The organism is Cupriavidus sp. GW822-FHT06G04 (assembly GCF_058799075.1).
In genome coordinates this window covers 672,984-695,848 of the sequence record NZ_JBXALD010000001.1, presented here as the reverse complement: position 1 = coordinate 695,848, position 22,865 = coordinate 672,984, and the positions used below count along the sequence as shown (strand labels likewise).

The 22,865-nt window shown below is 67.2% G+C and carries 17 protein-coding genes; 12 read left to right on the top strand and 5 right to left on the bottom strand.

Translation table 11 applies throughout. The features are described 5' to 3' along the window. Nucleotide 1: 1 nt before the first annotated feature. The 5 genes from kdpE (at nucleotide 2) to AC1RKI_RS03220 (ending at nucleotide 8,750) form a co-directional block, all read left to right on the top strand. Nucleotides 2–697 carry a two-component system response regulator KdpE gene (kdpE, locus tag AC1RKI_RS03240; RefSeq protein ID WP_061960116.1) on the top strand — a complete coding sequence of 232 codons (696 nt, stop codon included), beginning with the start codon at nucleotides 2–4 and terminating at the stop codon, nucleotides 695–697. Between the two features lie 168 nt (nucleotides 698–865). Beyond that, nucleotides 866–1,534, top strand: coding sequence for a tetratricopeptide repeat protein (locus tag AC1RKI_RS03235; protein WP_223505932.1), 669 nt, complete (start codon nucleotides 866–868; stop codon nucleotides 1,532–1,534). 130 nt (nucleotides 1,535–1,664) lie between these two features. Further along, entirely contained in the window at nucleotides 1,665–5,093 is a 3,429-nt protein-coding gene (locus tag AC1RKI_RS03230) for a transglutaminase family protein (RefSeq protein WP_492793884.1), read from the top strand. A gap of 40 nt (nucleotides 5,094–5,133) precedes the next feature. Further along, on the top strand, nucleotides 5,134–7,779 hold the full coding sequence (locus tag AC1RKI_RS03225; protein WP_492793886.1) for a circularly permuted type 2 ATP-grasp protein: 2,646 nt from the start codon (nucleotides 5,134–5,136) through the stop codon (nucleotides 7,777–7,779). After that, on the top strand, nucleotides 7,776–8,750 hold the full coding sequence (locus tag AC1RKI_RS03220) for a transglutaminase family protein (RefSeq protein WP_492793888.1): 975 nt from the start codon (nucleotides 7,776–7,778) through the stop codon (nucleotides 8,748–8,750). The genes AC1RKI_RS03225 and AC1RKI_RS03220 overlap by 4 nt, the downstream gene beginning before the upstream one ends. 50 nt (nucleotides 8,751–8,800) lie before the next feature. Here the strand turns inward: AC1RKI_RS03220 and gatB are convergent, their stop codons facing one another. The 5 genes from gatB to gatC all read right to left on the bottom strand — a co-directional run bounded on the left by gatB (nucleotide 8,801) and on the right by gatC (nucleotide 13,828). Continuing rightward, nucleotides 8,801–10,255 carry an Asp-tRNA(Asn)/Glu-tRNA(Gln) amidotransferase subunit GatB gene (gene gatB / locus AC1RKI_RS03215; RefSeq protein ID WP_227458566.1) on the bottom strand — a complete coding sequence of 485 codons (1,455 nt, stop codon included), beginning with the start codon at nucleotides 10,253–10,255 and terminating at the stop codon, nucleotides 8,801–8,803. Nucleotides 10,256–10,328: 73 nt separating this feature from the next. After that, nucleotides 10,329–11,360, bottom strand: coding sequence for a dienelactone hydrolase family protein (locus tag AC1RKI_RS03210; protein ID WP_492794314.1), 1,032 nt, complete (start codon nucleotides 11,358–11,360; stop codon nucleotides 10,329–10,331). A gap of 116 nt (nucleotides 11,361–11,476) precedes the next feature. Beyond that, nucleotides 11,477–11,947 carry a hypothetical protein gene (locus AC1RKI_RS03205; RefSeq protein ID WP_061959990.1) on the bottom strand — a complete coding sequence of 157 codons (471 nt, stop codon included), beginning with the start codon at nucleotides 11,945–11,947 and terminating at the stop codon, nucleotides 11,477–11,479. Nucleotides 11,948–11,976: 29 nt separating this feature from the next. Beyond that, nucleotides 11,977–13,476, bottom strand: a complete 1,500-nt coding sequence (gene gatA, locus AC1RKI_RS03200; RefSeq protein WP_061959986.1) for an Asp-tRNA(Asn)/Glu-tRNA(Gln) amidotransferase subunit GatA — start codon at nucleotides 13,474–13,476, stop codon at nucleotides 11,977–11,979. A 52-nt stretch (nucleotides 13,477–13,528) separates the two neighbouring features. Next, nucleotides 13,529–13,828, bottom strand: coding sequence for an Asp-tRNA(Asn)/Glu-tRNA(Gln) amidotransferase subunit GatC (gatC, locus tag AC1RKI_RS03195; RefSeq protein WP_061959989.1), 300 nt, complete (start codon nucleotides 13,826–13,828; stop codon nucleotides 13,529–13,531). An 836-nt stretch (nucleotides 13,829–14,664) separates the two neighbouring features. Here gatC and AC1RKI_RS03190 point away from each other — a divergent pair. The 7 genes from AC1RKI_RS03190 to xerC all read left to right on the top strand — a co-directional run bounded on the left by AC1RKI_RS03190 (nucleotide 14,665) and on the right by xerC (nucleotide 22,782). Continuing rightward, nucleotides 14,665–15,708, top strand: a complete 1,044-nt coding sequence (locus AC1RKI_RS03190) for a rod shape-determining protein (RefSeq protein WP_008648066.1) — start codon at nucleotides 14,665–14,667, stop codon at nucleotides 15,706–15,708. A 139-nt stretch (nucleotides 15,709–15,847) separates the two neighbouring features. After that, nucleotides 15,848–16,834 (top strand): rod shape-determining protein MreC, encoded by a 987-nt coding sequence (gene mreC / locus AC1RKI_RS03185; protein ID WP_492793891.1) that lies wholly within the window; start codon nucleotides 15,848–15,850, stop codon nucleotides 16,832–16,834. Then, nucleotides 16,831–17,343: a rod shape-determining protein MreD gene (mreD, locus tag AC1RKI_RS03180; RefSeq protein ID WP_061959984.1), complete on the top strand. Its 513-nt coding sequence runs from the start codon at nucleotides 16,831–16,833 to the stop codon at nucleotides 17,341–17,343. Before mreC ends, mreD begins: the two co-directional genes overlap by 4 nt. Nucleotides 17,344–17,386: 43 nt before the next feature. After that, nucleotides 17,387–19,756 (top strand): penicillin-binding protein 2, encoded by a 2,370-nt coding sequence (gene mrdA / locus AC1RKI_RS03175; RefSeq protein ID WP_223505625.1) that lies wholly within the window; start codon nucleotides 17,387–17,389, stop codon nucleotides 19,754–19,756. 12 nt (nucleotides 19,757–19,768) lie between these two features. Then, the gene (gene rodA, locus AC1RKI_RS03170; protein ID WP_061959838.1) at nucleotides 19,769–20,911 is read left to right on the top strand and encodes a rod shape-determining protein RodA; all 1,143 of its coding nucleotides are present in this window, start codon (nucleotides 19,769–19,771) and stop codon (nucleotides 20,909–20,911) included. 115 nt (nucleotides 20,912–21,026) lie between these two features. Then, the gene (locus AC1RKI_RS03165; protein WP_061959837.1) at nucleotides 21,027–21,698 is read left to right on the top strand and encodes a DUF484 family protein; all 672 of its coding nucleotides are present in this window, start codon (nucleotides 21,027–21,029) and stop codon (nucleotides 21,696–21,698) included. Between the two features lie 13 nt (nucleotides 21,699–21,711). Continuing rightward, nucleotides 21,712–22,782 (top strand): tyrosine recombinase XerC, encoded by a 1,071-nt coding sequence (xerC, locus tag AC1RKI_RS03160; protein ID WP_492793894.1) that lies wholly within the window; start codon nucleotides 21,712–21,714, stop codon nucleotides 22,780–22,782. Nucleotides 22,783–22,865: the final 83 nt, after the last annotated feature.

Here is a 22,865-nt window from a genome sequence, read left to right as displayed (position 1 = left end):
CATGCCTTTCGATTTTTCGCCGACCGTCCTGGTGGTCGAGGACGAGCCCCATATCCGCCGCTTCGTGCGGGAGTCGTTGCAGGCCGAAGGCTGCAGCGTGCACGAAGCCGATACGCTCAAGCGCGGGCTGATCGACGCCGGCACGCGGCAGCCGGACATCGTCATCCTGGACCTGGGCCTGCCCGATGGCGACGGCATGACGCTGATCCGCGAAATGCGCACCTGGACCGAGGTGCCGGTGCTGGTGCTGTCCGCGCGGACCGATGAAGCCGACAAGATCGCCGCGCTGGACGCCGGCGCCGACGACTACCTGACCAAGCCGTTCGGCGTGGGCGAGCTGGTGGCGCGCGTGCGCGTGCTGCTGCGCCGCCATGCGAAGGCCAACCCGCAAGGCACGCCGCAGATCGCGTTCGGCGATGTGCGCGTCGACCTGGCCAATCGCCTGGTGATGCGCAGCGACGCCCAGGTGCACCTGACGCCGATCGAATACCGCCTGCTGGCCGTGCTGATCGCGCATCGCGGCAAGGTCATGACGCACCGCGAACTGCTGCGCGAAGTCTGGGGACCCTCCCATTCGGAAAGCAGCCACTATCTGCGTGTGTACATGGGACACCTGCGGCACAAGCTCGAAGCCGATCCCGCCCAGCCCGTGCATCTGCTGACCGAGGTGGGCGTCGGGTACCGGTTCGCGGCGTAGCGCGATTGTGTATTAGCGGGATGAATAACATATCGGATATTTGCGTTTCGATTATCCAATAATCGTATGGTTTGTTCGATAAATCCCCCACTACACTGAATCCAATCCTCCCATTCCCTGCCAGAACCGGAGTTCGCCATGTCTGCCTGCGCCGCCCCGACGTTTCGTATGGCCCTCTTTGCCGTACTGATGGCGATGGCCATGCAGGGATGGGGCGCCACGGAGCCGCCAGCCCCGGCGCAGGGGCAGACGCGCGAAGCGGTGGCGGCCTACGAGGCAGGGCGGTTCGATGTGGCGATCCAGGGATTTGCCGAAGCGGCGCGCAAGGGCAACCGGCTTGCGCAGTTCAACTACGCGATGATGCTGTTGCGCGGCGAGGGCACGGCGGCCAAACCGCAGGAAGCGTTGATCTGGTTGCGCAAGGCCGCTGACAACCGCATGACACATGCGCAGTTCACATTCGGGGATTTGTACGAGCGCGGCGAACTGGTGCCCCGCTCGCTCGAGGAAGCCAATCGCTGGTACGAGCGCGCGGCGCAGGGCGGTCATGTCCAGGCGCAGATGGCGCTGGCGACCAACTATTTCACCGGCCGGGGCGTGCCGCTGGACTACGGCCGCGCGTTCGGCTGGTACAGCAAGGCGGCAGCGTCCGGCGATGGGCCCGCGCAGTACATCGTGGGCAGCTACTACGAGCGCGGCTATCCGGGCGTGGTGGACAAGGACATCGAGCAGGCCAAGATCTGGTACGCGCGGGCGGCCTCGCATGGCGACCCCGGCGCGCTGGCCAAGCTGCGGTCCCTGCTGGAAGACAACGTGCGCGCAAAGGGCCAGATGTAGGCGAGTCCCGCCGGACGGCCGTGGGCGGTACAAGTCTTGCTAAGCCAGTGACGCCGGATCATCGGCGCATTTCTCCCGCAGTTCGCTCCATTCTCTGACGCTTCATCACGCCCATCCCGGGGAGGTCGTAGTGGCCACGCACGTCGCGCTGAACCATGTCACACACTATCGCTATGACCGGCCGGTGCAGTTGTCGCCGCAGGTCGTGCGCCTGCGCCCCGCGCCGCATTGCCGGACGCCGATCCTGTCCTATTCGCTGCGCATCGAGCCGGTGCAGCATTTCGTCAACTGGCAGCAGGATCCGTTCTCGAACTATCTGGCGCGGCTGGTGTTTCCCGAGAAGACCACGGAGTTTCGCGTCACGGTGGATCTCATCGCCGAGATGTCGGTCTACAACCCGTTCGATTTCTTCCTGGAGCCGTCGGCCGAGCAGTTCCCGTTTGCCTATGAGCCCGGCCTCGCCCACGATCTGGCGCCCTATCTGGTCAAGGACGAGGCCACACCGCGCTTTGCCAGCTTTGTCGCCAGCATCGACCGCACGCCGCGCGCCACGCTCGATTTCCTGGTAGCGCTGAACCAGCGGCTGCAGCAGGACATCCGCTATCTGATCCGCATGGAGCCGGGCGTGCAGTCGCCCGAAACCACGCTCGAGAACGGCTCGGGGTCGTGCCGCGACAGCGGTTGGCTGATGGTGCAGACATTGCGCCATCTGGGGCTGGCGGCGCGCTTCGTGTCGGGCTATCTGCTGCAGCTGACGCCCGACGTGAAGGCCGTGGACGGCCCGGTCGGCGCCGAGGCCGATTTCACCGACCTGCACGCCTGGTGCGAGGTCTACCTGCCCGGCGCCGGCTGGATCGGGCTCGATCCCACTTCGGGACTGCTGGCCGGCGAAGGCCATATTCCGCTGGCGTGCACGCCGGAACCCGGCAGCGCGGCACCAGTCAGCGGTGCGGTCGACGAATGCGAGGTGCAGTTCGCGCACCACATGTCGATCACGCGCATCTATGAATCGCCGCGCGTGACCAAGCCGTACACCGACGCGCAGTGGATCGCCATCGACGCAGCCGGCCACGCCGTGGATCGGCAATTGCGCGATCTGGACGTGCGCCTGACGATGGGCGGCGAACCGACTTTCGTATCCGCGCGCGACCGCGACGGCGCCGAATGGAATACCGACGCGCTCGGTCCCACCAAACGCGGACTGGCCACCGAACTCGTGCACAAGCTTCGTGCACGCTATGGCGCGGGCGGCTTCCTGCACTTTGGCCAGGGCAAGTGGTATCCGGGCGAACAACTGCCGCGCTGGGCGTTGTCGATCTGCTGGCGCGCGGACGGCGAACCGTGCTGGCGCGATCCGGCCCTGTTTGCCGACGAACGCGCGCCCGAACACTACACCTCGGCCGATGCGCAACGCTTCCTGCAGACGCTGACGCGCCGGCTGGGGCTCGACGTCGGCTGCATCCAGCCCGGCTACGAAGACGTCTGGTATTACCTGTGGCGTGAGCGCAAGCTGCCGGTCAATGTCGATCCGCACGACACCCGGCTCGACGACGAGCTGGAGCGCGCGCGGCTGCGGCGCGTGTTCGACGCCGGGCTGGCGGGCGTGACCGGCTACGTGCTGCCGCTGGCGCGGGGGGAAGGCGATGGCGCGGGCTGGATCACGGGCCGCTGGTTCCTGCGCGACGAGCGCATGTATCTGCTGCCCGGCGATTCGCCGATGGGCTACCGGCTGCCGCTCGATTCGCTGCCTTGGGCTTCCAAGGCCGACTATCCGTGGCAGTTCGACCAGGATCCGTTCGCGCCGCGCGCGCCGCTGCCGACGGCCGCCCCGCTGCGCGCGCAATCGCCGGATGCAACGTGGCACGACGCCGCGCGCGCGGCGCCGGAGACCCGCCGCGCCACCCAGGTCCGCGGCGCGGCGCGCAACGTCGCGCCCGCGCATCCACCGGCGCGCGGAGAATCGGACCAGCACGCGATCCGCACCGCGCTGTGCGTCGAGGTCCGCCATCCGAGCCGCGTGGCCGGACCGGCCGTCGAGCTGCAGGCCATGGAGGACCGGCGCGGCATCCTGTACGTGTTCATGCCGCCGCTGACCGCCCTGGAGGATTACCTGGCTCTGCTGGCCGAAGTAGAAGCCACGGCCGCCGAACTGGGCGTGAAGATCGTGCTGGAAGGCTACCCGCCGCCGCGCGATCCGCGCCTGAAGCTGTTGCAGGTGACGCCTGACCCCGGCGTGATCGAGGTCAATATCCATCCGGCCAGCGACTGGACGGAACTGGTCGATCACACGGAATTCCTTTATCAGGCCGCGCACGAAACGCACCTGTCGACCGAGAAGTTCATGGTCGACGGCCGCCATACGGGCACCGGCGGCGGCAATCATTTCGTGCTCGGCGGTGCCACGCCGGCGGACAGCCCGTTCCTGCGCCGCCCCGACGTGCTGGCCAGCCTGATCGCGTACTGGCACAACCATCCGTCGCTGTCGTATCTGTTCTCGGGCCTCTTCATCGGCCCCACCAGCCAGGCGCCGCGCGTGGACGAAGCGCGCAACGACCAGGTCTACGAACTCGAAATCGCCTTCGACGAACTGCGCCGCCAGCTCGGCATGTCCGAAATGGTGGGCAACGGTTATGTGCCGCCGTGGCTGATCGACCGGATTTTGCGCAATCTGCTGGTTGACGTGACGGGCAACACGCATCGCTCCGAATTCTGCATCGACAAGCTGTACTCGCCCGACGGCCCGACCGGCCGGCTGGGCCTGCTGGAACTGCGCGCGTTCGAGATGCCGCCGCACGCGCGCATGAGCCTTGTGCAGCAGTTGCTGCTGCGCGCGCTGATGGTGCGCTTCTGGCGCACGCCGTACACGGCGCCGCTGACGCGCTGGGGCACGGCGCTGCACGATCGCTTCATGCTGGGCACTTTCGTGCAGATGGATTTCGACGACGTGCTGGCGGAAATGCGCGCCGCCGGCTTTGTGTTCGAATCGAACTGGTTTGCGCCGCACTTTGAATTCCGCTTCCCGCGCGTGGGCGAGGTCGACGTGGCCGGGCTGTCGCTGACGCTGCGCACGGCACTGGAACCGTGGCACGTGATGGGCGAGGAAGGTGCGCCCGGCGGCACCGTGCGCTATGTCGATTCGTCGGTCGAACGCATCGAGGTCGCCGTGCTGGGGATGAACGACAGCCGCCACGTGGTCACCGTCAACGGTCAGACGCTGCCGCTGCAGCCGACCGGGCGCGCCGGGGAATTCGTGGCCGGCGTGCGCTATCGCGCATGGGCGCCGCCGTCATCGCTGCATCCGACCATTCCGTCGCACGCGCCGCTGACCTTCGACGTGGTGGATACGTGGATGGATCGCAGCCTGGGCGGGTGTCAGTATCATGTTTCGCACCCGGGCGGCCGTAATTACCAGACATTCCCGGTCAATGCCTACGAGGCGGAAAGCCGGCGTCTGGCGCGCTTTTTTGCGATCGGCCATACGCCGGGGCGCTCGGTGGCGCCGCCCGCGCGGCGCAGTCTTGAGTTTCCGTTCACACTGGATCTGCGCGACGTGCGCTAGCTGTAGCGTTTGGCGTCATGCTTCTGGAGATTTGTCAGTCTTGCCTTCGCAGTCGTCGCTGCCCTTCGATGGAACGGATGCTCCTGTGGCCATGGCCGCCGGGCTGGCGTTGCCCGTGCCGCCAGGGCATCGCGACGAACTGCGCGAGCCTGACGGCGCGCTGCGCGAAACCTGGGCGCGCTTTTTCTCGGTGGTGGGCGACCTGCGTCCCGAGGCGCTCGACACCCATGCCGCAGCGGTGGCACGCCAGATCCGCGACAACGGCGTCACGTACAACGTCTACGCCGACCAGGGCGGCGGCGCGCGCGCGTGGCAGCTGGAGCTGCTGCCGTTCCTGATTCCGGAGGCGGACTGGGCCGTCATCGAGGCCGGCGTGATCCAGCGCGCCACGCTGGCCAACGCGATCATGGCCGACATCTACGGGCCGCAGACGCTGCTTGAAAAAGGCCTGCTGCCGCCCGGGCTGGTTTACGGGCATCCGGGCTATATGCGCCCGCTCAAGGGCTATCTGCCGCCGGGCGGAAGTTTCCTGCAGACCATCGCGGTCGATCTGGTGCATACCGACGACGGCTGGACCGTGATTGCGCATCGCACGGAGACGCCGTCGGGCATGGGCTACGCGCTAGAGAACCGGTTGATCATCTCGGGCCAGTTCGCCGAAGCGTTCCGCGAACTGCGCGTGCGACGCCTGCCGCCCGCGTTCGCGCAGCTGATCTCTACGCTCGCCCATGTGCCGTTGTCGACCTCGGCGCAGGCCGGCGACGACAGCGGCCGGGTGGCGCCCGGCGTGGGACGGCAGATCGTGCTGCTGTCGCCCGGGCCGTTCAACGAGACGTACTTCGAGCACACGTTCCTGGCGCGCTACCTTGGCATCACGCTGGTCGAGGGCAAGGACCTGACCGTGCGCAACGACGTGGTGTACCTGAAGACGTTCGGCGGGCTCGAACGCGTGGACGTGATTCTGCGCCGACTCGACGACGTGTTCTGCGATCCGCTCGAACTGCGCAGCGATTCCACCATTGGCGTACCGGGCCTGCTCGAGGCGATGCGCGCGGGCAATGTAATGGTGTCCAACGTGCCCGGTTCCGGCTTTCTCGAATCGCCGGCGATTCACGGCTTTATGCCCGGCATGGCGCGCGCGCTGTTGGGCGAGCCGCTGCGGTTGCCGTCGGTAATGAGCTGGTGGTGCGGCGAGGCCGCGGCGCACGAGCAGGCGCTGCGCGTCATGGATCACGCCTTCGTGATGCCGACCTACCCGCGCGCGCCCGGCGATGCGCCGCTCGGCATGGAGCAGGGTTTGCAGGCGCTGGACGACTGGCGCGCGCGCATCGCCGAGGCGCCGGACCGCTACACGTTGCAGGCGCCGTTGCCGCTGTCGCACATGCCGTGCTGGGAGCCCGGCGCAAACGGCGGCGGCCGGATCGGATCGCGCGCGGCGATGCTGCGCGTCTATGCCGTGGCCGATGGCAATGGCGGCTGGCAGGTCATGCCGGGCGGCTTCTTGCGGCTGGCGCCGCCCAGCCTGGAAGCGGTGTCGATGCAATTGGGCGGCACCAGCGCCGACACCTGGGTGGTGTCGAGCCAGCCCGCGCACGGCCTGATGCCGCTGGCGCGCGCGGCGCGCGGCAGCGTGCCGGGGCTCGGCGCCAATGCCGTGACGCGCCCGCTGGCGGTGTCGAGCCGCGCTGCGGAAAACTTGTTCTGGGCCGGGCGCTATGCCGAGCGCGCCGAAAACGTGGTGCGTCTATGCCGACAGATCCTCGGGTCGATCGAATCGAACGACGAAACCGACGACGGCACGCTGAACATGATCGGCCAGCTTGCGCAGTGGTTTGGATTGGTGCCGCCGCAGACGCCGTCGCCCCAGGCGTCGCTGCGCGTTTTCGAGCGCAGCCTGGTCTCGGCGCTGGCCGATGTCAATGCGGCTTCGGGGTTGATTCCGACGCTGGCGGCCCACGCGCGCGCCGCCAATGAAATCCGCAATCGTCTTTCCAACGATCACTGGCGCACGATCCTGGCCGCGCGCAATGATTTCCAGGACGCGATGGCCAAGGCCGCATGTCCCGCCGGTGGCGCGGCGCACGGCGAGCGCGCGTATGACCGGTCGCTGGTGCTCGATGCGCTGGAGCACCTGTCGATGCAGCTCGGCGCGATAAGCGGCGCGCAAGGCGACCGCATGACGCGCGACGAGGCGTGGCGGCTGGTCTTTATCGGCCGTCATATCGAGCGATTGGGCACGCTCGCGTTGTTCCTGGAAGTGGCCGAGCGCAGCGGCGCGCTGGAATCGCGCAGCGGCTTCGATCTGCTGCTGCATCTGTTCGACAGCACGCTGACCTATCGCTCGCTGTTTCCGGGGCGCACCGATGTGCCGGCGCTGGTGGACCTGCTGGTGCTGGAGCCAACCAATCCGCGCGGCCTCTATGGCGTGCTGGACCGCCTGCGCGACAAGCTGGCGCAATTGCCGGCCGGCACACACGCCCAGGCCCGGGTGCCGCTGGCGGAATTGCTGCCGCCCGTCAGTGCGCTGCCGTCGCGCACGCTGCTGTGCCAGCGCGACCAGGATCGCTTCATGAAGCTGTCTGCGCTGTGCGATCAGCTCGGCGCGCGCATGGCCCGGCTGTCCGAGGAAATCGGCGGACGCTATTTCAGCCATGCGGGCGTGGCGCCGGAGACCGATCTGCCATGATCCAAGCGGTTGCGCCCGGGACGCCCACTACGCTCGACGTGCATCACGTCACGACCTATCGCTATGCGTGGCCCGTGGAACATGCGCAGCAGCGCGCCGTGGTGATGCCGCCCGCGTACCCGTGGCAGACCGTTGGCGCGCACCGTGCCGACATCGATCCCGTGCCATCGCACCAGCATCTGCGGGTCGACGCATTCGGCAACAACGTCCTGCATTTCATGCTCGACGTGCCGCACGAGTCGATGCGGCTCGCCACCACCAGCACGGTCACGCTGACGCCGCGCTGGCGCACTTTCGACGCCGCACGCGGCATGGCGTGGGAAGACGCCGCGCAGATGCTGCGCTATCGCGCCGGGCAGCCATTTCACGCCGAAGCCGAATTTGTCTACGCCTCGCCCAATGTGGCCTTGCACGCGGATCTGCGCGATTACGCACGACGCAGTTTCGCGCCGGGCGTCAGCGTGGCGCAGGGAGCGATCGACCTGATGCATCGCATCCACGCCGATTTCACGTATCACGGCGAAGCCACCGAAGTGCACACGCCCGCGCTGGAAGCCTTCGCGCTGCGCAGCGGCGTGTGCCAGGACTTCGCGCAGGTGATGATCGGCTGCCTGCGTTCGATCGGGCTGGCGGCGCGCTATGTCAGCGGCTATCTATGCACCGATCCGCCGCCCGGAGAACCGCGCCTGCTGGGCGCCGACGCGTCGCACGCATGGGCCGGTGTGTGGTGCCCCGTGAACGGCTGGATCGATCTGGATCCGACCAACGACGTGCTGGCGGACACGCGCCACGTCACGCTGGCCATCGCGCGCGACTACAGCGATGTGCCGCTGCTGCATGGCGTGATCGTCGGCGGCGGCGAACACACGGTCGAAGTGGAGGTCAGCGTGGTGCCCTGGCAGGCCAGCGGGCCAGCGCCGGCGGCCCGCGCCGTGACGCAGGCGGGCGGGGCACGCGAAGACCAGGCATAAAAAAAGGCCACGCATGCGCGTGGCCCATGTCGTGCCGAGCTGGCCGGAAATCAGCCCAGTTTTTTCTTCAGGAGTTCGTTCACCTGGGCCGGGTTGGCCTTGCCCTTGGTGGCCTTCATCGCCTGGCCGACCAGCGCGTTGAACGCCTTTTCCTTGCCCGCGCGGAATTCTTCCACCGACTTGGCGTTGGCGGCCAGCACGTCGTCGATGATCTTTTCCAGCTCGCCGGTATCGGACATCTGCTTCAGACCCTTGGCCGCGATGATGGCGTCGGCGTCACCGTCCGATTCGCCCGCCCACATCGCGGGGAACACGTCCTTCTTGGCGGTGTTGTTCGACACCGTGCCGTCGGCAATGCGCGCCAGCAGCTTCGCGAGTTGCGCTGGGCGCACCGGCGCGTCCTCGATCGAGATGCCGTCGCGATTCAGTTGCGACGCCACGTCGCCCATCAGCCAGTTGGCGGCGGGCTTGGCGCTGGCCGCGCCCACTTCGCTGACCACGGCTTCGAAATAAGTGGCCAGCGCCTTGGTCGCGGTGATCGTGCTGGCGTCATAGGCCGAGAGCCCGTACTGCGAAACGAAGCGCGCCTGCATCGCGGCGGGCAGCTCGGGCAGTGCGCTTTTCACGCGGTCGATCCACGCGGCGTCGATTTCCAGCGGCATCAGGTCCGGATCGGGGAAATAGCGGTAGTCGTGCGCGTCTTCCTTGGTGCGCATCGCGCGCGTCTCGCCGGTGTCCGGGTTGAACAGCACCGTCGCCTGCACGATATCGCGACCGTCCTCGATCTCGGCGATCTGCCACTGCACTTCGTAGTCGATGGCCTGCTGCAGGAAGCGGAACGAATTCAGGTTCTTGATTTCGCGGCGCGTGCCGAATTTCTCCTGGCCGACGGGCCGCACCGACACGTTGGCGTCGCAGCGGAAGCTACCTTCCTGCATGTTGCCGTCGCAGATGCCCAGCCACACCACCAGCGAATGCAACGCCTTGGCATAGGCCACGGCTTCGGCCGAACTGCGCATTTCCGGCTCGGTCACGATTTCGAGCAGCGGCGTGCCGGCGCGGTTCAGGTCGATGCCGGTCATCCCGGCGAAATCCTCATGCAGCGATTTGCCGGCGTCTTCCTCCAGATGTGCGCGCGTGAGGTTGACGGTCTTTTCGTAGACGCCCTGCTTGCCTTCGACCTGCACCGTGATCTTGCCGCCCTGCACGACCGGGATTTCGTACTGGCTGATCTGATAGCCCTTCGGCAGGTCGGGGTAGAAGTAATTCTTGCGCGCAAAGATGCTGCGCGGCGCGATCTTGGCGTCGATCGCCAGGCCGAACTGGATGGCGCGCTCCACGGCGCCGCGGTTCAGCACCGGCAGCGTGCCCGGCAGCGCCAGGTCCACGGGCGACGCCTGCGTGTTGGGCGCGGCGCCGAACGCGGTGGACGAGCCGGAAAAAATCTTGGATGCCGTGGAGAGCTGTACGTGCGTCTCCAGGCCAATCACCACTTCCCATTGCATGGCGGTATTCCTGTTTGAGTCTTTCTGTATCGGTGTTCGATGTTCGGTATTCGTCGAGTCCGTTCCTGCGTTGTCAGGGATCCGGACTCGCCAGCCATGAGTCGAGCCGCGCCAGTGCGGCCACGCGGGCCACCGCATCGCCGCCCACCGTCACGCCGGCACCGGGACGCGCGGCGATATCGCGCCGTACGTGCAGTTCGCTGGTGCCGTCGAAGCCGTGGTACGCGCCCGGATAGATCTCCAGGCGAAAACGGGCGTCCGGCTGGCGCGATTGCACGGCATTCTGCAGCATCGCGCAGCGTGTGGCGGGCGTCCAGTCGTCGGCGCCGCCGATCATCAGCAGCAATGGCGTGCGCAGCCGGAAATCGTGCTGCTGCAGCGCCCGCTTGCAGCCGGGATAGAACGCGACGGCGCGCTCCACCGTCGGCGTGCCCGCCGGCCACGCGCGGCTGGTGTCGATCGTGGCCAGCACGGCCTGCGCGCCGTTGGACCAGCCGAGCAGCACGATGCGGCGCGCATCCACGCCTGGCTGTCTGGACACCCAGCGCAGCGCGGCCAGCGCGTCCGCACGGCGCGTCTTGTCGTCGATGGCGCGCGCATCGAGAGATTCGTTGCAGATGCCTTGCGCCTTGCCACGCGGGCTGAAGCTGTCGGGCATCAGCACCGCATAGCCGCGTTCGGTCAGCCAGTGCGCGTAGTCGCGGTAGCGGCTTTGCAGCGCGGCGGCGGGATCGATCACTTCCTCGATCGTGCCGGCGCGCCGCGCCGCCACGCGCATGTCGACCAGCCCGCCGCAACCATGCAACGCCACCACCACGGGCAGCGGCTGGGTGCGCGGCACGGAGGTCTCGCGCGGCGTGAACCAGTACGCGGTGAGCGCCGGCGTGCCGACATCGGCGGGCAGACGCACGCGCGTGACCGCCGGCTCGGCCGCGCCCGCGGGCAGTTGCGAGGACGCTGCCGCCGGGTTTGCCGTGGAGTTTGCCGCGGACGCTGGCCCCGGGGTTGCCGTCGATGCGCCGGCGGGCGCCGTCAGCGGCGACGCGGGCGCGATCGGCGTCATCGACACCGCGGGCCGCGCCGCTGCCGCCGCCAGCAATGCCATGCCGATCGCCAGCGTGGCGCCGATGCCGCGCAGCCAGCGTCCCGCCGCGGTCGGAACCGTCGGCGGGCGCGGATGCGAAGGCAGGGGCGGCCGGGTCATGATCGTCGCGCGCGTCTTCAGCGGGTCCGTGCGCAGTCGCCGGTGCCCGGCTCGAACATTACGGGCCACGCTTCTTCGTAGATGCCCGGCGTGCAGTGCGCCTGGCAGCTGGCATGCGCCAGCGTGATGCGGCGCGGATCCTGCCACACCATCAGCTTGCAGGCGCTGCCGTCGTTGGCGCGCAGTTCGATATGCGGCGTCTTGCGGACCTGGCGGAAATCGGCCAGGTTGAAGCTGCACGAGCCGCGCTTGCCCACCCACAGCTTCCATTGCAACTGCTGCACGCTGTTGTCCACGACACGCAGTTGCGCGTCCTCGCGGAAGCCGTCGTCCTCGGTGCGCCGGCAGTCGCCGACGATGTCGATGTCGCGCGCGGCGATCGGGGTGGAGCGGCCGACAAACGGAATCTGGCAGCCGGCCAGCGTGACGGCCAGCGCCAGGGCGGCGGCGAGCCGCAGCGGGATGCGGGGCAGGGCGTGCATGCGCATGATGGATCGATCGGGCTCTGGTTGGCGCATCAGGCCGGCCGGCGCAGATGCCAGTCGGTGGCCTGCTGGAATGCGTGCGCCACCTGCAGCAGGCGCGCCTCGTCGAAGTAGTTGCCGATGATCTGCAAGCCCACCGGCATGTTGCCCTCGCCAAAGCCGGCCGGCACGCTCATGCCGGGCAGTCCGGCCAGGCTGGTGGAAAGCGTGAAGATGTCGGCCAGGTACATCTGCACCGGATCGGCGGTCTTCTCGCCCAGCTTCCATGCCACGCTCGGCGCCACCGGGCCCATGATTACGTCGCACTGGCCGAAGGCGCGCTGGAAATCGTCGGCGATGATGCGGCGGATCTTCTGCGCCTGCAGGTAGTAGGCATCGTAGTAGCCGTGCGACAGCACATAGGTGCCCACCATGATGCGGCGCTTGACCTCGGTGCCGAAACCTTCGGCGCGGCTCTTCTTGTACATGTCGAGCAGATCGCGGTACTCGGCGGCGCGATGGCCGTAGCGCACGCCGTCGAAGCGCGACAGGTTCGACGAGGCCTCGGCCGGCGCGATGATGTAGTACACCGGGATCGACAGCTCGGTCTTCGGCAGCGTGACGTCGACCAGCGTGGCGCCAAGCTTTTCGTACTCGGCCAGCGCGGCGCGCACGGTCTTCTCCACGTCGGCGGACAGGCCCGCGCCGAAATATTCGCGCGGCAGGCCGATGCGCAGCCCAGCCAGCGGTTGCGCCGCGCTGGCGCCGGCGCGCGGCTGGCCCAGCAGGCGCGTGAAGTCTTCGTCCACGCCGCCCTGTTCGGGAGCCAGGCTGGTGGAATCCTTGGGATCGAAGCCGGCCATGGCGTTGAGCAGCATGGCGCAGTCTTCGGCGGTGCGGGCCATCGGGCCGCCCTGGTCCAGCGACGACGCGAACGCGATCATGCCGTAGCGCGACACGCGGCCGTAGGTCGGCTTGATGCCGGTAATGCCCGAGAACGACGCCGGCTGGCGGATCGATCCGCCGGTGTCGGTGCCGGTGGCGGCGGGCGCCAGGCCGGCGGCCACGGCGGCGGCCGACCCGCCCGACGACCCGCCCGGCACGCGCTGCGTATCCCACGGATTGCGCACCACGCCCTGGTACGAGTTCTCGTTGGACGACCCCATCGCGAATTCGTCCATGTTGGTCTTGCCAAGCGTCACCATGCCGGCGGCGCCAAGGCGTTCCACCACGGTGGCGTCGAACGGGCTTTCGTAGTTGGCCAGCATCTTCGAGCCGGCGGTGGACTTCCAGCCGCGCGTCACGAAGACGTCCTTGTGGGCGATCGGCACGCCGGTCAGCGGCGTGGCCTGGCCGTTGGCGCGGCGCTCGTCCGCGCTGCGCGCCTGCGCCAGCGTCAGGTCGGCGTTGACGTCGACATAGGCGTTCAGGTCGCGCGCGGCGTCGATGCGCGCCAGGTAGTCGCGCGCCAGTTCTTCGGCGGATACGGCGCGCGCGGCCAGGGCGTCGGCGATCTGGCGCAGGGAAATCACGGAATCAGTGGAAAAGGTCATGTCGGTTCAGATGGCGTCTGGGAGGGGACAACGGCGGCGCGCGGGCCGGTTGTCACTCGATGACCTTCGGCACCAGATACAGGCCGTTCTCGGTGGCCGGCGCCGGGCGCTGGTAATCGGCGCGGCGGTCGGTCTCGGTGGCGGCGTCGTCGCGCAGGCGCTGGGCGATGTCGCGCACGGCGGACAGCGGATGCGCCAGCGGCTCGATGCCGGTGGTGTCCACCGCCTGCATCTGCTCCACGAGCGAGAAGAAATTGTTCAGCTGCACAAGCGTCTGCGCGGCCTCGGCATCGCTGGTTTCGATGCGGGCCAGATGCGCGATGCGCTTGACGTCGGAAAGTTCGAGAGCCATGGCGTGGTGCGGCGCGTCGGCGCCGGGTTCAGTCCTGCGGACTGGAGGAGTTTCGGCCGGTGGCGAAAAGGGCGGTGGCGCGATGCCGGCGTCCACCCTGTTCGCGTTCTGGCGGCCGTCGGAGTGCCGGGAAGGGCGTCATGCGCCGGGCAGCATGGCGCAATGGCCAAGGCGTGCCGGACGGGTGCGCCCGGGGGACACCCCAGGATCGTCGAAGTTACAAGTTTTTCCGGGGCCAAACGCCCCGAAACAGCCGGAATTATAAGGTATCATTACACGTTGCAGTCTTCCCGCAACGCACGCTCCACTTGGGCTGCGGCGGGGCGGTCGGGCGGTGATGCCATCGGCACTGCCGCCGGGTCGGGCGGTCGGTTTTGCCGGTCGCCGGGGCGCCGCGATGTGCCTCATCGGGCGGCATGGTGGCGCGGTTCGTCGCGGGCAAGCAACACTACGCGGCAGGCTCAAAACCATGACTGCGGATTAGCGGTCGGTTTTCATCGCATTTTCAGTCGTAGCAAACTGGTTCCTCCGATTAGGCTACTGCGATCGTCAGGCGTTTTTTGTCCTGTCCGGCGCATTTGGCGGCGAACTTTCGCGCAGAGTTTAATCAAAGGTTCCCGTAGGTCCGGCGTGCAGGCATGCGCCGGATGCGGATCGCCGCTGGCACACCGGGGCTTGCCGTGCCAGTGAAGGCGGCGCGCGCCAGTTGAGCGGCACGCGACCGCACGCACCGGGGGAACCGTGAACCATCACCCTTGCAAACGCATACGTGGCTGGGCCGAACAAGGCGCCGGCCGCTTCGCATACTCGCGAACCAACAGAAGACAGGATTCCTGATGTTCGGATTTCTCCGCAGCTATTTCTCCAACGACCTGGCCATCGACCTTGGCACCGCCAACACGCTGATCTACATGCGCGACAAGGGCATCGTCCTGGACGAACCCTCGGTCGTGGCCATCCGCCAGGAAGGTGGTCCCAACGCCAAGAAGACGATCACCGCCGTGGGCAAGGAAGCCAAGCAGATGCTGGGCAAGGTGCCGGGCAACATCGAGGCGATCCGCCCCATGAAGGACGGCGTGATCGCCGACTTCACGGTGACCGAGCAAATGCTCAAGCAGTTCATCAAGATGGTGCACGACTCGAAGCTGCTGCGTCCGAGCCCGCGCATCATCATCTGCGTGCCGTGCGGCTCCACCCAGGTGGAACGCCGCGCCATCCGCGAATCGGCGCTGGGCGCCGGTGCCAGCCAGGTCTACCTGATCGAGGAGCCGATGTCGGCCGCGATCGGCGCCGGCCTGCCGGTGTCGGAGCCGTCGGGTTCGATGGTGGTCGATATCGGCGGCGGCACCACGGAGGTGGGCATCATCTCGCTGGGCGGCATGGTCTACAAGGGTTCGGTGCGCGTGGGCGGCGACAAGTTCGACGAGGCCATCGTCAACTACATCCGCCGCAACTACGGCATGCTGATCGGCGAACAGACCGCCGAGGCCATCAAGAAGGAAATCGGCTCGGCCTTCCCGGGCTCCGAAGTGCGCGAAATGGAAGTCAAGGGCCGCAACCTGTCGGAAGGCATTCCGCGCGCCTTCACCGTGTCGTCCAACGAAATCCTCGAAGCGCTGACCGATCCGCTCAACCAGATCGTGTCGGCCGTGAAGATCGCGCTGGAACAGACCCCGCCGGAACTGGGCGCCGACATCGCCGAGCGCGGCATGATGCTGACCGGCGGCGGCGCGCTGCTGCGCGACCTGGATCGCCTGCTGGCCGAGGAAACCGGCCTGCCGGTGCTGGTTGCCGAAGATCCGCTGACCTGCGTGGTGCGCGGCTCCGGCATGGCGCTGGAGCGCATGGACAAGCTCGGCAGCATCTTCTCCTACGAGTAAGACGAGGCGGGACGTGGTGACCCGCTGCGTCGCCCCGGCCCCGCTCACATTGATTTCTTCCCCCGCCAGCCCGACCCGGCATGTTCCAGACCGAGCATGCGGGCGCGCTGGCGGGTTGGTTTCGCCTGTGCAACGGTAAATGGATTACTCTCCACCGCCGCTCTTCAAGCAAGGGACGTCCGCTGTCGCACGCCTGGTCATCTTTGTGACGATCGCGCTCGCACTGCTGATCGTCGACGCCCGCTTTGACGCCATGCGCATTGCGCGCCAGGTGGCCGCCACGGTGCTGATGCCGGTCGAGCGCCTGGTGCTGGTGCCGCGCGACGCGCTGCGCGGCGTGTTCGACTACGCCCAGTCGTCGGTCACGCTGGCCACTGAAAATCGCGAGCTGCGCCAGAAGGCCGTGGCGCAGGCCAACGCCGCAGTGCGCCAGGCCCAGCTCGAAGCCGAGAACAACCAGTTACGCAAGCTGCTGCACCTGACGCAGCAATCGGCCACGCCGGTGACGGCCGCCGAGATTCTCTACGACGCGCGCGATCCGTACAGCCAGCGCATCGTCATCGACCAGGGCAGCACGCACGACCTGCGCGCCGGCTATCCGGTGATCGACGAGCGCGGCGTGATCGGGCAGATCACGCGCGTGTCGCCGTTCCAGTCCGAAGTCACGCTGCTGACCGACAAGGACCAGGCCATCCCCGTGCAGGTAGTGCGCAACGGCCTGCGCAGCGTCGCCTTTGGCGGCGCGCGCGCCGGCCTGCTGGACCTGCGCTTCATGGCGGCCTCGGCCGATCTGCAGGTGGGCGACCTATTGGTGACCTCCGGTCTGGACGGCACGTATCCGCCCGGTCTGCCGGTGGCGAAGATCGTCCAGATCGAGCGCAAGGCCGATACCGCGTTCTCGCGCGTCTATTGCGAACCTGTAGCGGGTGTGCGCTCGCATCGGCAATTGCTGGTGGTTCGTTACGAATCGGGGCTTGCGCCGCGTCCGGCGGAAGACGCCGCCGCCCCGACGCGAGCGGAGCGCGGCGCGCGTTCGGCCGCGGCGCGCGCCGGCGCCGAGCAAAAAGCTGCAGACAAGGCCGCCGACAAGGCAGCAGACAAGAAATCCGTGGAGTCCGCACAGTGACCACTTCCCAATATCTGCTGCGCCCCGTCAATCCCGTCTTTATCGCGCTGACTTTCGTGCTGGCGTTCCTGTTCAACCTGATGCCATGGGGCACCACGCTGTGGATTCCCGATATGGTCGCGCTGGTGCTGGTGTTCTGGAACATCCATCAGCCGCGCAAGGTGGGCATGGGCGTGGCCTTCCTGCTGGGCCTGCTGATGGACGTGCACGATGCGCGGCTGCTCGGCGAACATGCGCTGGCGTACACCCTGCTGGCCTATTTCGCGATCACGATCCATCGCCGCGTGCTGTGGTTCTCGGTCTATACGCAGGCGCTGCATGTGATGCCGCTGCTGTTTATCGCCCATGCCGTGCCGGTGGTGATCCGCCTGGCAATGGGTGCGCCGCTGCCGGGCTGGCCGCTGCTGCTGGCGCCGGTGATCGAAGCGGTGCTCTGGCCGATGGCCACCGCGCTGCTGCTGGCGCCGCAACGCCGCTCGAACGACGTCGACGAAACGCGTCCGATCTAGCCCTTCATCCCACCTAACGCCCCCGCCGCCCGCAGTACCGCCCATGACCGAAATCCGCAACGTCGAACTGGAAATCGGCCGCTTCCGCATCCGCGTGGCGGCGGCTGCCCTGTTCACGGTCATCTGCTTTGGCCTGCTGTTCACCCGCTTCCTGTGGCTGCAGTGGTACAAGCACGACCAGTACTCGGCCAAGGCCGAGGACAACCGCATCTCCGTGGCGCCGATCGAGCCGAATCGCGGCATTATCATGGACCGCAACGGCGTGGTGCTGGCCCGCAACTATTCCGCGTACACGCTGGAAGTCACGCCGTCCAAGCTGACCGACACGCTCGACAACACGATCGAGGAACTGTCCAAGCTGGTCGACATCCAGCCGCGCGACCGCCGCCGCTTCAAGCGCCTGCTCGAAGAATCGCGCAGCTTCGAAAGCCTGCCGATCCGCAGCCAGCTCACCGACGAGGAAGTGGCCAAGTTCTCGGCGCAGCGCTTCCGCTTTCCCGGCGTCGATGTGCGCGCGCGGCTGTTCCGCCAGTATCCGCTGGGCGAATCGGCCAGCCACGTGGTCGGCTACCTGGGGCGGATTTCCCAGCGCGACCAGGAACGCATCGACGCGATCGACGAAGCCAACGATGCCGACGCATCGACGTACGATCCGCGCAAGGACGCCGACAACTACAAGGGCACCAACTACATCGGCAAGATCGGCCTGGAGCAGAGCTACGAAACCGAGCTGCATGGCCTGACCGGCTTCGAGGAAGTCGAGGTCAGCGCCGGTGGCCGGCCGATCCGCACGCTGTCGACATCGCCTGCCACGCCCGGCAACAACCTGATCCTGTCGCTCGATATCCGGCTGCAGCAATTGGCCGAGCAACTGTTCGGCGATCGGCGGGGCGCGCTGGTGGCGATCGAGCCCGAGACCGGCGACATCCTGGCCTTCGTCTCGAAGCCGACGTTCGATCCGAACCTGTTCGTCGAAGGCATCGATTCGAAGACCTGGGACGAGCTGAACAATTCGCCGGACAAGCCGCTGCTGAACCGGCCGCTGCGGGGCACCTATCCGCCCGGCTCGACGTACAAGCCATTCATGGCGCTGGCCGCGCTGACCACCGGCAAGCGCACCGCAGCGTGGGGCATGCACGATCCGGGCTTTTTCACGCTGGGCAACCACACGTTCCGCGACGACAAGCCAGGCGGGCACGGCTGGGTCGACATGCAGGCGTCCATCGTGCAGTCGTGCGACACCTATTACTACGCGCTGGCGCGCGACATGGGCGTCAATGCGATCCACGATTTCATGAAGCCGCTGGGCTTTGGCCAGATTACCGGCATCGACATCGAGGGCGAAAGCCGCGGCATCCTGCCATCGACGGAATGGAAGCGAAAGGCGTACCGCAAGCCCGAGCAGCAGAAGTGGTACGACGGCGAGACGATCTCGCTGGGCATCGGCCAGGGCTATAACAGCTTCACGATCCTGCAGCTGGCCAACGCGGTGTCGATTCTGGTCAACAACGGCGTGGCGATGAAGCCTCACCTGGTCAAGGCCGTCGAGGATTCGGTCACGCGCAAGCGCTCGCTCACGGTGCCCAAGGAAAGTTACCGGCTACCGTTCAAGCAGGCCGATATCGACGTGATCAAGCGCGCCATGGTGGCGGTGACGCATTCCGGCACGGCGGCGCGCGTGTTTGCCGGCGCGGCCTACGAATCGGCGGGCAAGACCGGCACGGCGCAGACCTACACGCTGGGCAAGAACGAAAAGTACAACCATCACGCGATCGACGAACGCAAGCGCGATCACTCGCTGTACACGGCATTTGCGCCGGCCGATCATCCCAAGATCGCGCTGGCGCTGATCGTCGAGAATGCGGGCTTTGGCGCCGCCGTGGCCGCGCCGATCGCACGCAAGGTGATGGATTACTACCTGACCGGCAAGTGGCCCGAAGAACTGCAGGCGACGGCGCCGCCCGCGGTCGAGCACGATCGCGCCGGCGGCAAGCCGCCCGTGGACCGGCCTAGCGTGTTCGCCACGGGCCTGACCGCCAACGCGGCGTCGGCCACCGTGATGCAGACCGCGCCGGCGACCGTGGCTGAAACCGCCGCGGGCGCCAGCGCCGTGGCCGCGGCGTCGTCTGCGGCGGCGTCGTCGTCAGCGGCGGTGCCGGCCGCGCGCGCCGCATCGGACTCGATCGCGGCACAACTCGATCCCGCCGCGATTGCCCCCGCATCGGCCGAGGTGACGCTGGACGCGCGCATGCTGCAGGCGTTGGGGCACAGCAAGCCGCCCGCGTCGGCGCCCAGCGCGCCTGCGCCGCGCGCCACTCCGGCGTCGGCGCCCGCGCCCAAGCCGCGCGCCAAGCCGGCCAAACCCGTCAACGTTGCCGAGGCCGATGCGGCCCGCAACCGCACTTCAGAATAAAGGAGACGCGCCATGGATAAGCGTCGCGTCCTTTCGGTCATCAAGACGGCCCTCGCGGGCTTCGACAAGCCGCTGGCCCTGATCGTCTTCCTGCTGTTCGCCACCGGAATCGTGGCGCTGTACTCGGCCGCGATCGACATGCCGGGCCGCGTCGAGGATCAACTGCGCAACATCCTGCTGTCGTACGCGGTGATGCTGGTGATCGCCTACATGCCCACGCAACTGCTGATGCGCATCGCCGTGCCGCTCTATACCGTGGGCGTGGCGTTGCTGATCGCGGTGGCCATGTTCGGGCTGATCCGCAAGGGCGCGCGGCGCTGGCTGAACGTCGGCATGGTGATCCAGCCATCGGAGATCATGAAGATCTCGATGCCGCTGATGCTGGCGTGGTACTTCCAGAAGCGCGAGGGCGTGATCAAGTGGTTCGACTTTGTCGTCGCGCTGATCATCCTGGGCATTCCGGTCGGCCTGATCGCCAAGCAGCCGGACCTCGGCACCGGCCTGCTGGTGCTGGCCGCCGGCCTGTATGTGATCTACTTCGCGGGGCTGTCGTGGAAGATCATCCTGCCGCTGCTGGCTGTTGGCGTGCTCGCGATCACGTTGCTGATCAGCTACGAGAGCCAGATCTGCGCCCCCGGCGTGAGCTGGCCGGTCCTGCACGATTACCAGCAGCATCGCGTCTGCACGCTGCTCGATCCCACCACCGACCCGCTGGGCAAGGGCTTCCATACGATCCAGTCGATCATTGCGATCGGCTCGGGCGGCGTGACCGGCAAGGGCTGGCTCAAGGGCACGCAAACTCACCTGGAATTCATCCCCGAAAAGCACACCGACTTCATCTTCGCGGTGTTTTCGGAGGAATTCGGCTTGATCGGCAATGCGATGCTGCTGGTGCTGTACCTGCTGCTGATCTTCCGCGGGCTTTATATTGCGGCGAATGCGCCGACATTGTTCTCGCGGCTGCTGGCCGGATCGATCACGCTGATCTTCTTCACCTATGCCTTCGTGAACATGGGTATGGTGAGCGGGATCCTGCCGGTGGTGGGCGTGCCGTTGCCGTTGCTGAGCTATGGCGGCACCGCGCTGGTGACACTGGGTATGGGCATCGGCATCCTGATGAGCATTTCGCGTCAGAAGCGTCTGATCCAGACCTAGCCGCGCCGACGCGCCTGCCGGTGGCCCGCGCGGGCGCGCACAGGGACCTCGCAGTCCGCAGGTGGCGTCTTTGCTACACTGCCAACCAAAAAATCGATCCGTACCGGTAGAAGCCATGAATGCCCAAGACGTCGCCGCTTATCTGCAGAGCAACCCCCAGTTCTTCGAGGATCACGCCGAGCTGTTGGCCACGGTGCAACTGACCAGCCCGCACAGCCATCGCGCGGTGTCGCTGCAGGAGCGCCAGATGGAAATCCTGCGCGAAAAGAACAAGGGCCTGGAGCTGAAGCTGGCCGATCTGGTGCGCCACGGTCACGAGAACGATCGCACGCAGCAGCGCATGCACGCGTGGCAATTGCGCCTGCTGGCCGAAGCCGATTCGCACGCGCTGCCCTATGCGGTGCAGGACGGCCTGCAGCAGGTGTTCGACGTGCCCGCGGTGGCGCTGCGGCTGTGGAATGTCGGCGAGGCGTTTGCCCATATCGAGGTGGCGCAGGGCGCCAGCGATGATCTGCGCCTGTTTGCCGAAGGACTGCGCGCGCCGTATTGCGGCGCCAATGCCGGTTTCGAGGCGGCCAGCCTGCTGGAGCACGACGATATCGCGTCGATCGCGATGGTGACGCTGCGCGTGCCGGCAAGGCCCGGCGATGAAGCGCTTGGCGCGGCGTTCGGCCTGCTCGTGCTGGGATCTCCCGAGGCGCGGCGCTTTCATGAAGGCATGGGCACCGCCTATCTGGCGCAGATCGGCGAAGTGGCCGGCGCCGCGCTCAATCGCCTGCGCGACTGACCTGCCGCATCTCATGCGCAAACGCCAGCCAGGTCGCAGCAAGGCCGACGCGGATCGCGAATCCGTCGCCCGGCCCGCACCCGATCCGCTGGTGCTGCGCTATCTGGACTGGCTGGCCACCAATCGCAAGCTGGCCCAACACACGCTCACCAGCTACACCCACGATCTTGCCGTGCTGCAGGAATCGGCGGCGCGCCTGGCAGCCGGCGTGCCGCTGCTATCGGTGGAAACCCGTCACATCCGCTCGTTTGCCGCACGTCTGCACGGCGGCGGGCTTTCCGCTCGCACCATTGCGCGCACGCTGTCCGCGTGGCGCGGGTTCTACCTCTGGGCCGCACAGCATGGCCATGGCGTTGCGGCCAATCCGGTCGACGGGGTGCGCGCGCCTAAGCGCGGCCAGCCATTGCCCAAGGCGCTGTCGGTGGAGCACGCGGTGGCGCTTGTCGCGCATCGGCGCGGCGACAACGTCGAATCGATCCGCGACCAGGCGGTATTCGAACTGTTCTATTCGAGCGGATTGCGGTTGTCGGAACTGACGCAGCTGGACGTCCGCTATACGGAAGACGGCGAGTATCGCTCCAGCGGCTGGCTGGATCTGCGCGGCGCTGAAGTCACGGTCATCGGCAAGGGGTCGCGCCGCCGCACGGTGCCGGTCGGCAGCAAGGCCGTCGATGCCCTGCAGGCCTGGCTCAAGGTGCGCGACAGCCTGCTGCCCCCGAATGCATTGCCCGAAGACGCACACGCGCTGTTCCTCGGCACGCGCGGCCGGCGCCTGTCAGGCAGCACGGTGCAACAGCGCATCAAGCAACAGGCGCTGGCCGCTGGCGTGCCCAGCGACGTGCATCCGCATATGTTGCGGCATTCGTTTGCCACCCACGTCCTGCAATCGTCGGGCGACCTGCGCGCCGTGCAGGAAATGCTCGGCCACGCCAGCGTGTCGACGACCCAGGTCTATACGTCGCTCGATTTCCAGCATCTGGCCAAGGTCTATGACCGCGCCCATCCCCGGGCGGGCAGGGCGAAGACCCCGAACAAGCGCGCGTCAGAGACGGTCGACGACGCGGACCCCGATGAAAGCGCCTAGCAGCCTGTAGAGCGCGACGTTGCGTGCGGCGCGGTGCGCGCCGCTATCGCGCAGGCGCCGAATATGGGGTGCCCAAATGGAAA

Coding starts and splice junctions, on each gene's coding strand:
- kdpE (WP_061960116.1), top strand. CDS start 2: ATGCCTTTCGATTTTTCGCCGACCGTCCTGGTGGTCGAGGACGAGCCC.
- AC1RKI_RS03235 (WP_223505932.1), top strand. CDS start 866: ATGGCCCTCTTTGCCGTACTGATGGCGATGGCCATGCAGGGATGGGGC.
- AC1RKI_RS03220 (WP_492793888.1), top strand. CDS start 7,776: ATGATCCAAGCGGTTGCGCCCGGGACGCCCACTACGCTCGACGTGCAT.
- gatB (WP_227458566.1), bottom strand. CDS start 10,255: ATGCAATGGGAAGTGGTGATTGGCCTGGAGACGCACGTACAGCTCTCC.
- AC1RKI_RS03210 (WP_492794314.1), bottom strand. CDS start 11,360: ATGGCATTGCTGGCGGCGGCAGCGGCGCGGCCCGCGGTGTCGATGACG.
- AC1RKI_RS03205 (WP_061959990.1), bottom strand. CDS start 11,947: ATGCGCATGCACGCCCTGCCCCGCATCCCGCTGCGGCTCGCCGCCGCC.
- gatA (WP_061959986.1), bottom strand. CDS start 13,476: ATGACCTTTTCCACTGATTCCGTGATTTCCCTGCGCCAGATCGCCGAC.
- gatC (WP_061959989.1), bottom strand. CDS start 13,828: ATGGCTCTCGAACTTTCCGACGTCAAGCGCATCGCGCATCTGGCCCGC.
- AC1RKI_RS03190 (WP_008648066.1), top strand. CDS start 14,665: ATGTTCGGATTTCTCCGCAGCTATTTCTCCAACGACCTGGCCATCGAC.
- mreC (WP_492793891.1), top strand. CDS start 15,848: ATGGATTACTCTCCACCGCCGCTCTTCAAGCAAGGGACGTCCGCTGTC.
- mrdA (WP_223505625.1), top strand. CDS start 17,387: ATGACCGAAATCCGCAACGTCGAACTGGAAATCGGCCGCTTCCGCATC.
- rodA (WP_061959838.1), top strand. CDS start 19,769: ATGGATAAGCGTCGCGTCCTTTCGGTCATCAAGACGGCCCTCGCGGGC.
- AC1RKI_RS03165 (WP_061959837.1), top strand. CDS start 21,027: ATGAATGCCCAAGACGTCGCCGCTTATCTGCAGAGCAACCCCCAGTTC.
- xerC (WP_492793894.1), top strand. CDS start 21,712: ATGCGCAAACGCCAGCCAGGTCGCAGCAAGGCCGACGCGGATCGCGAA.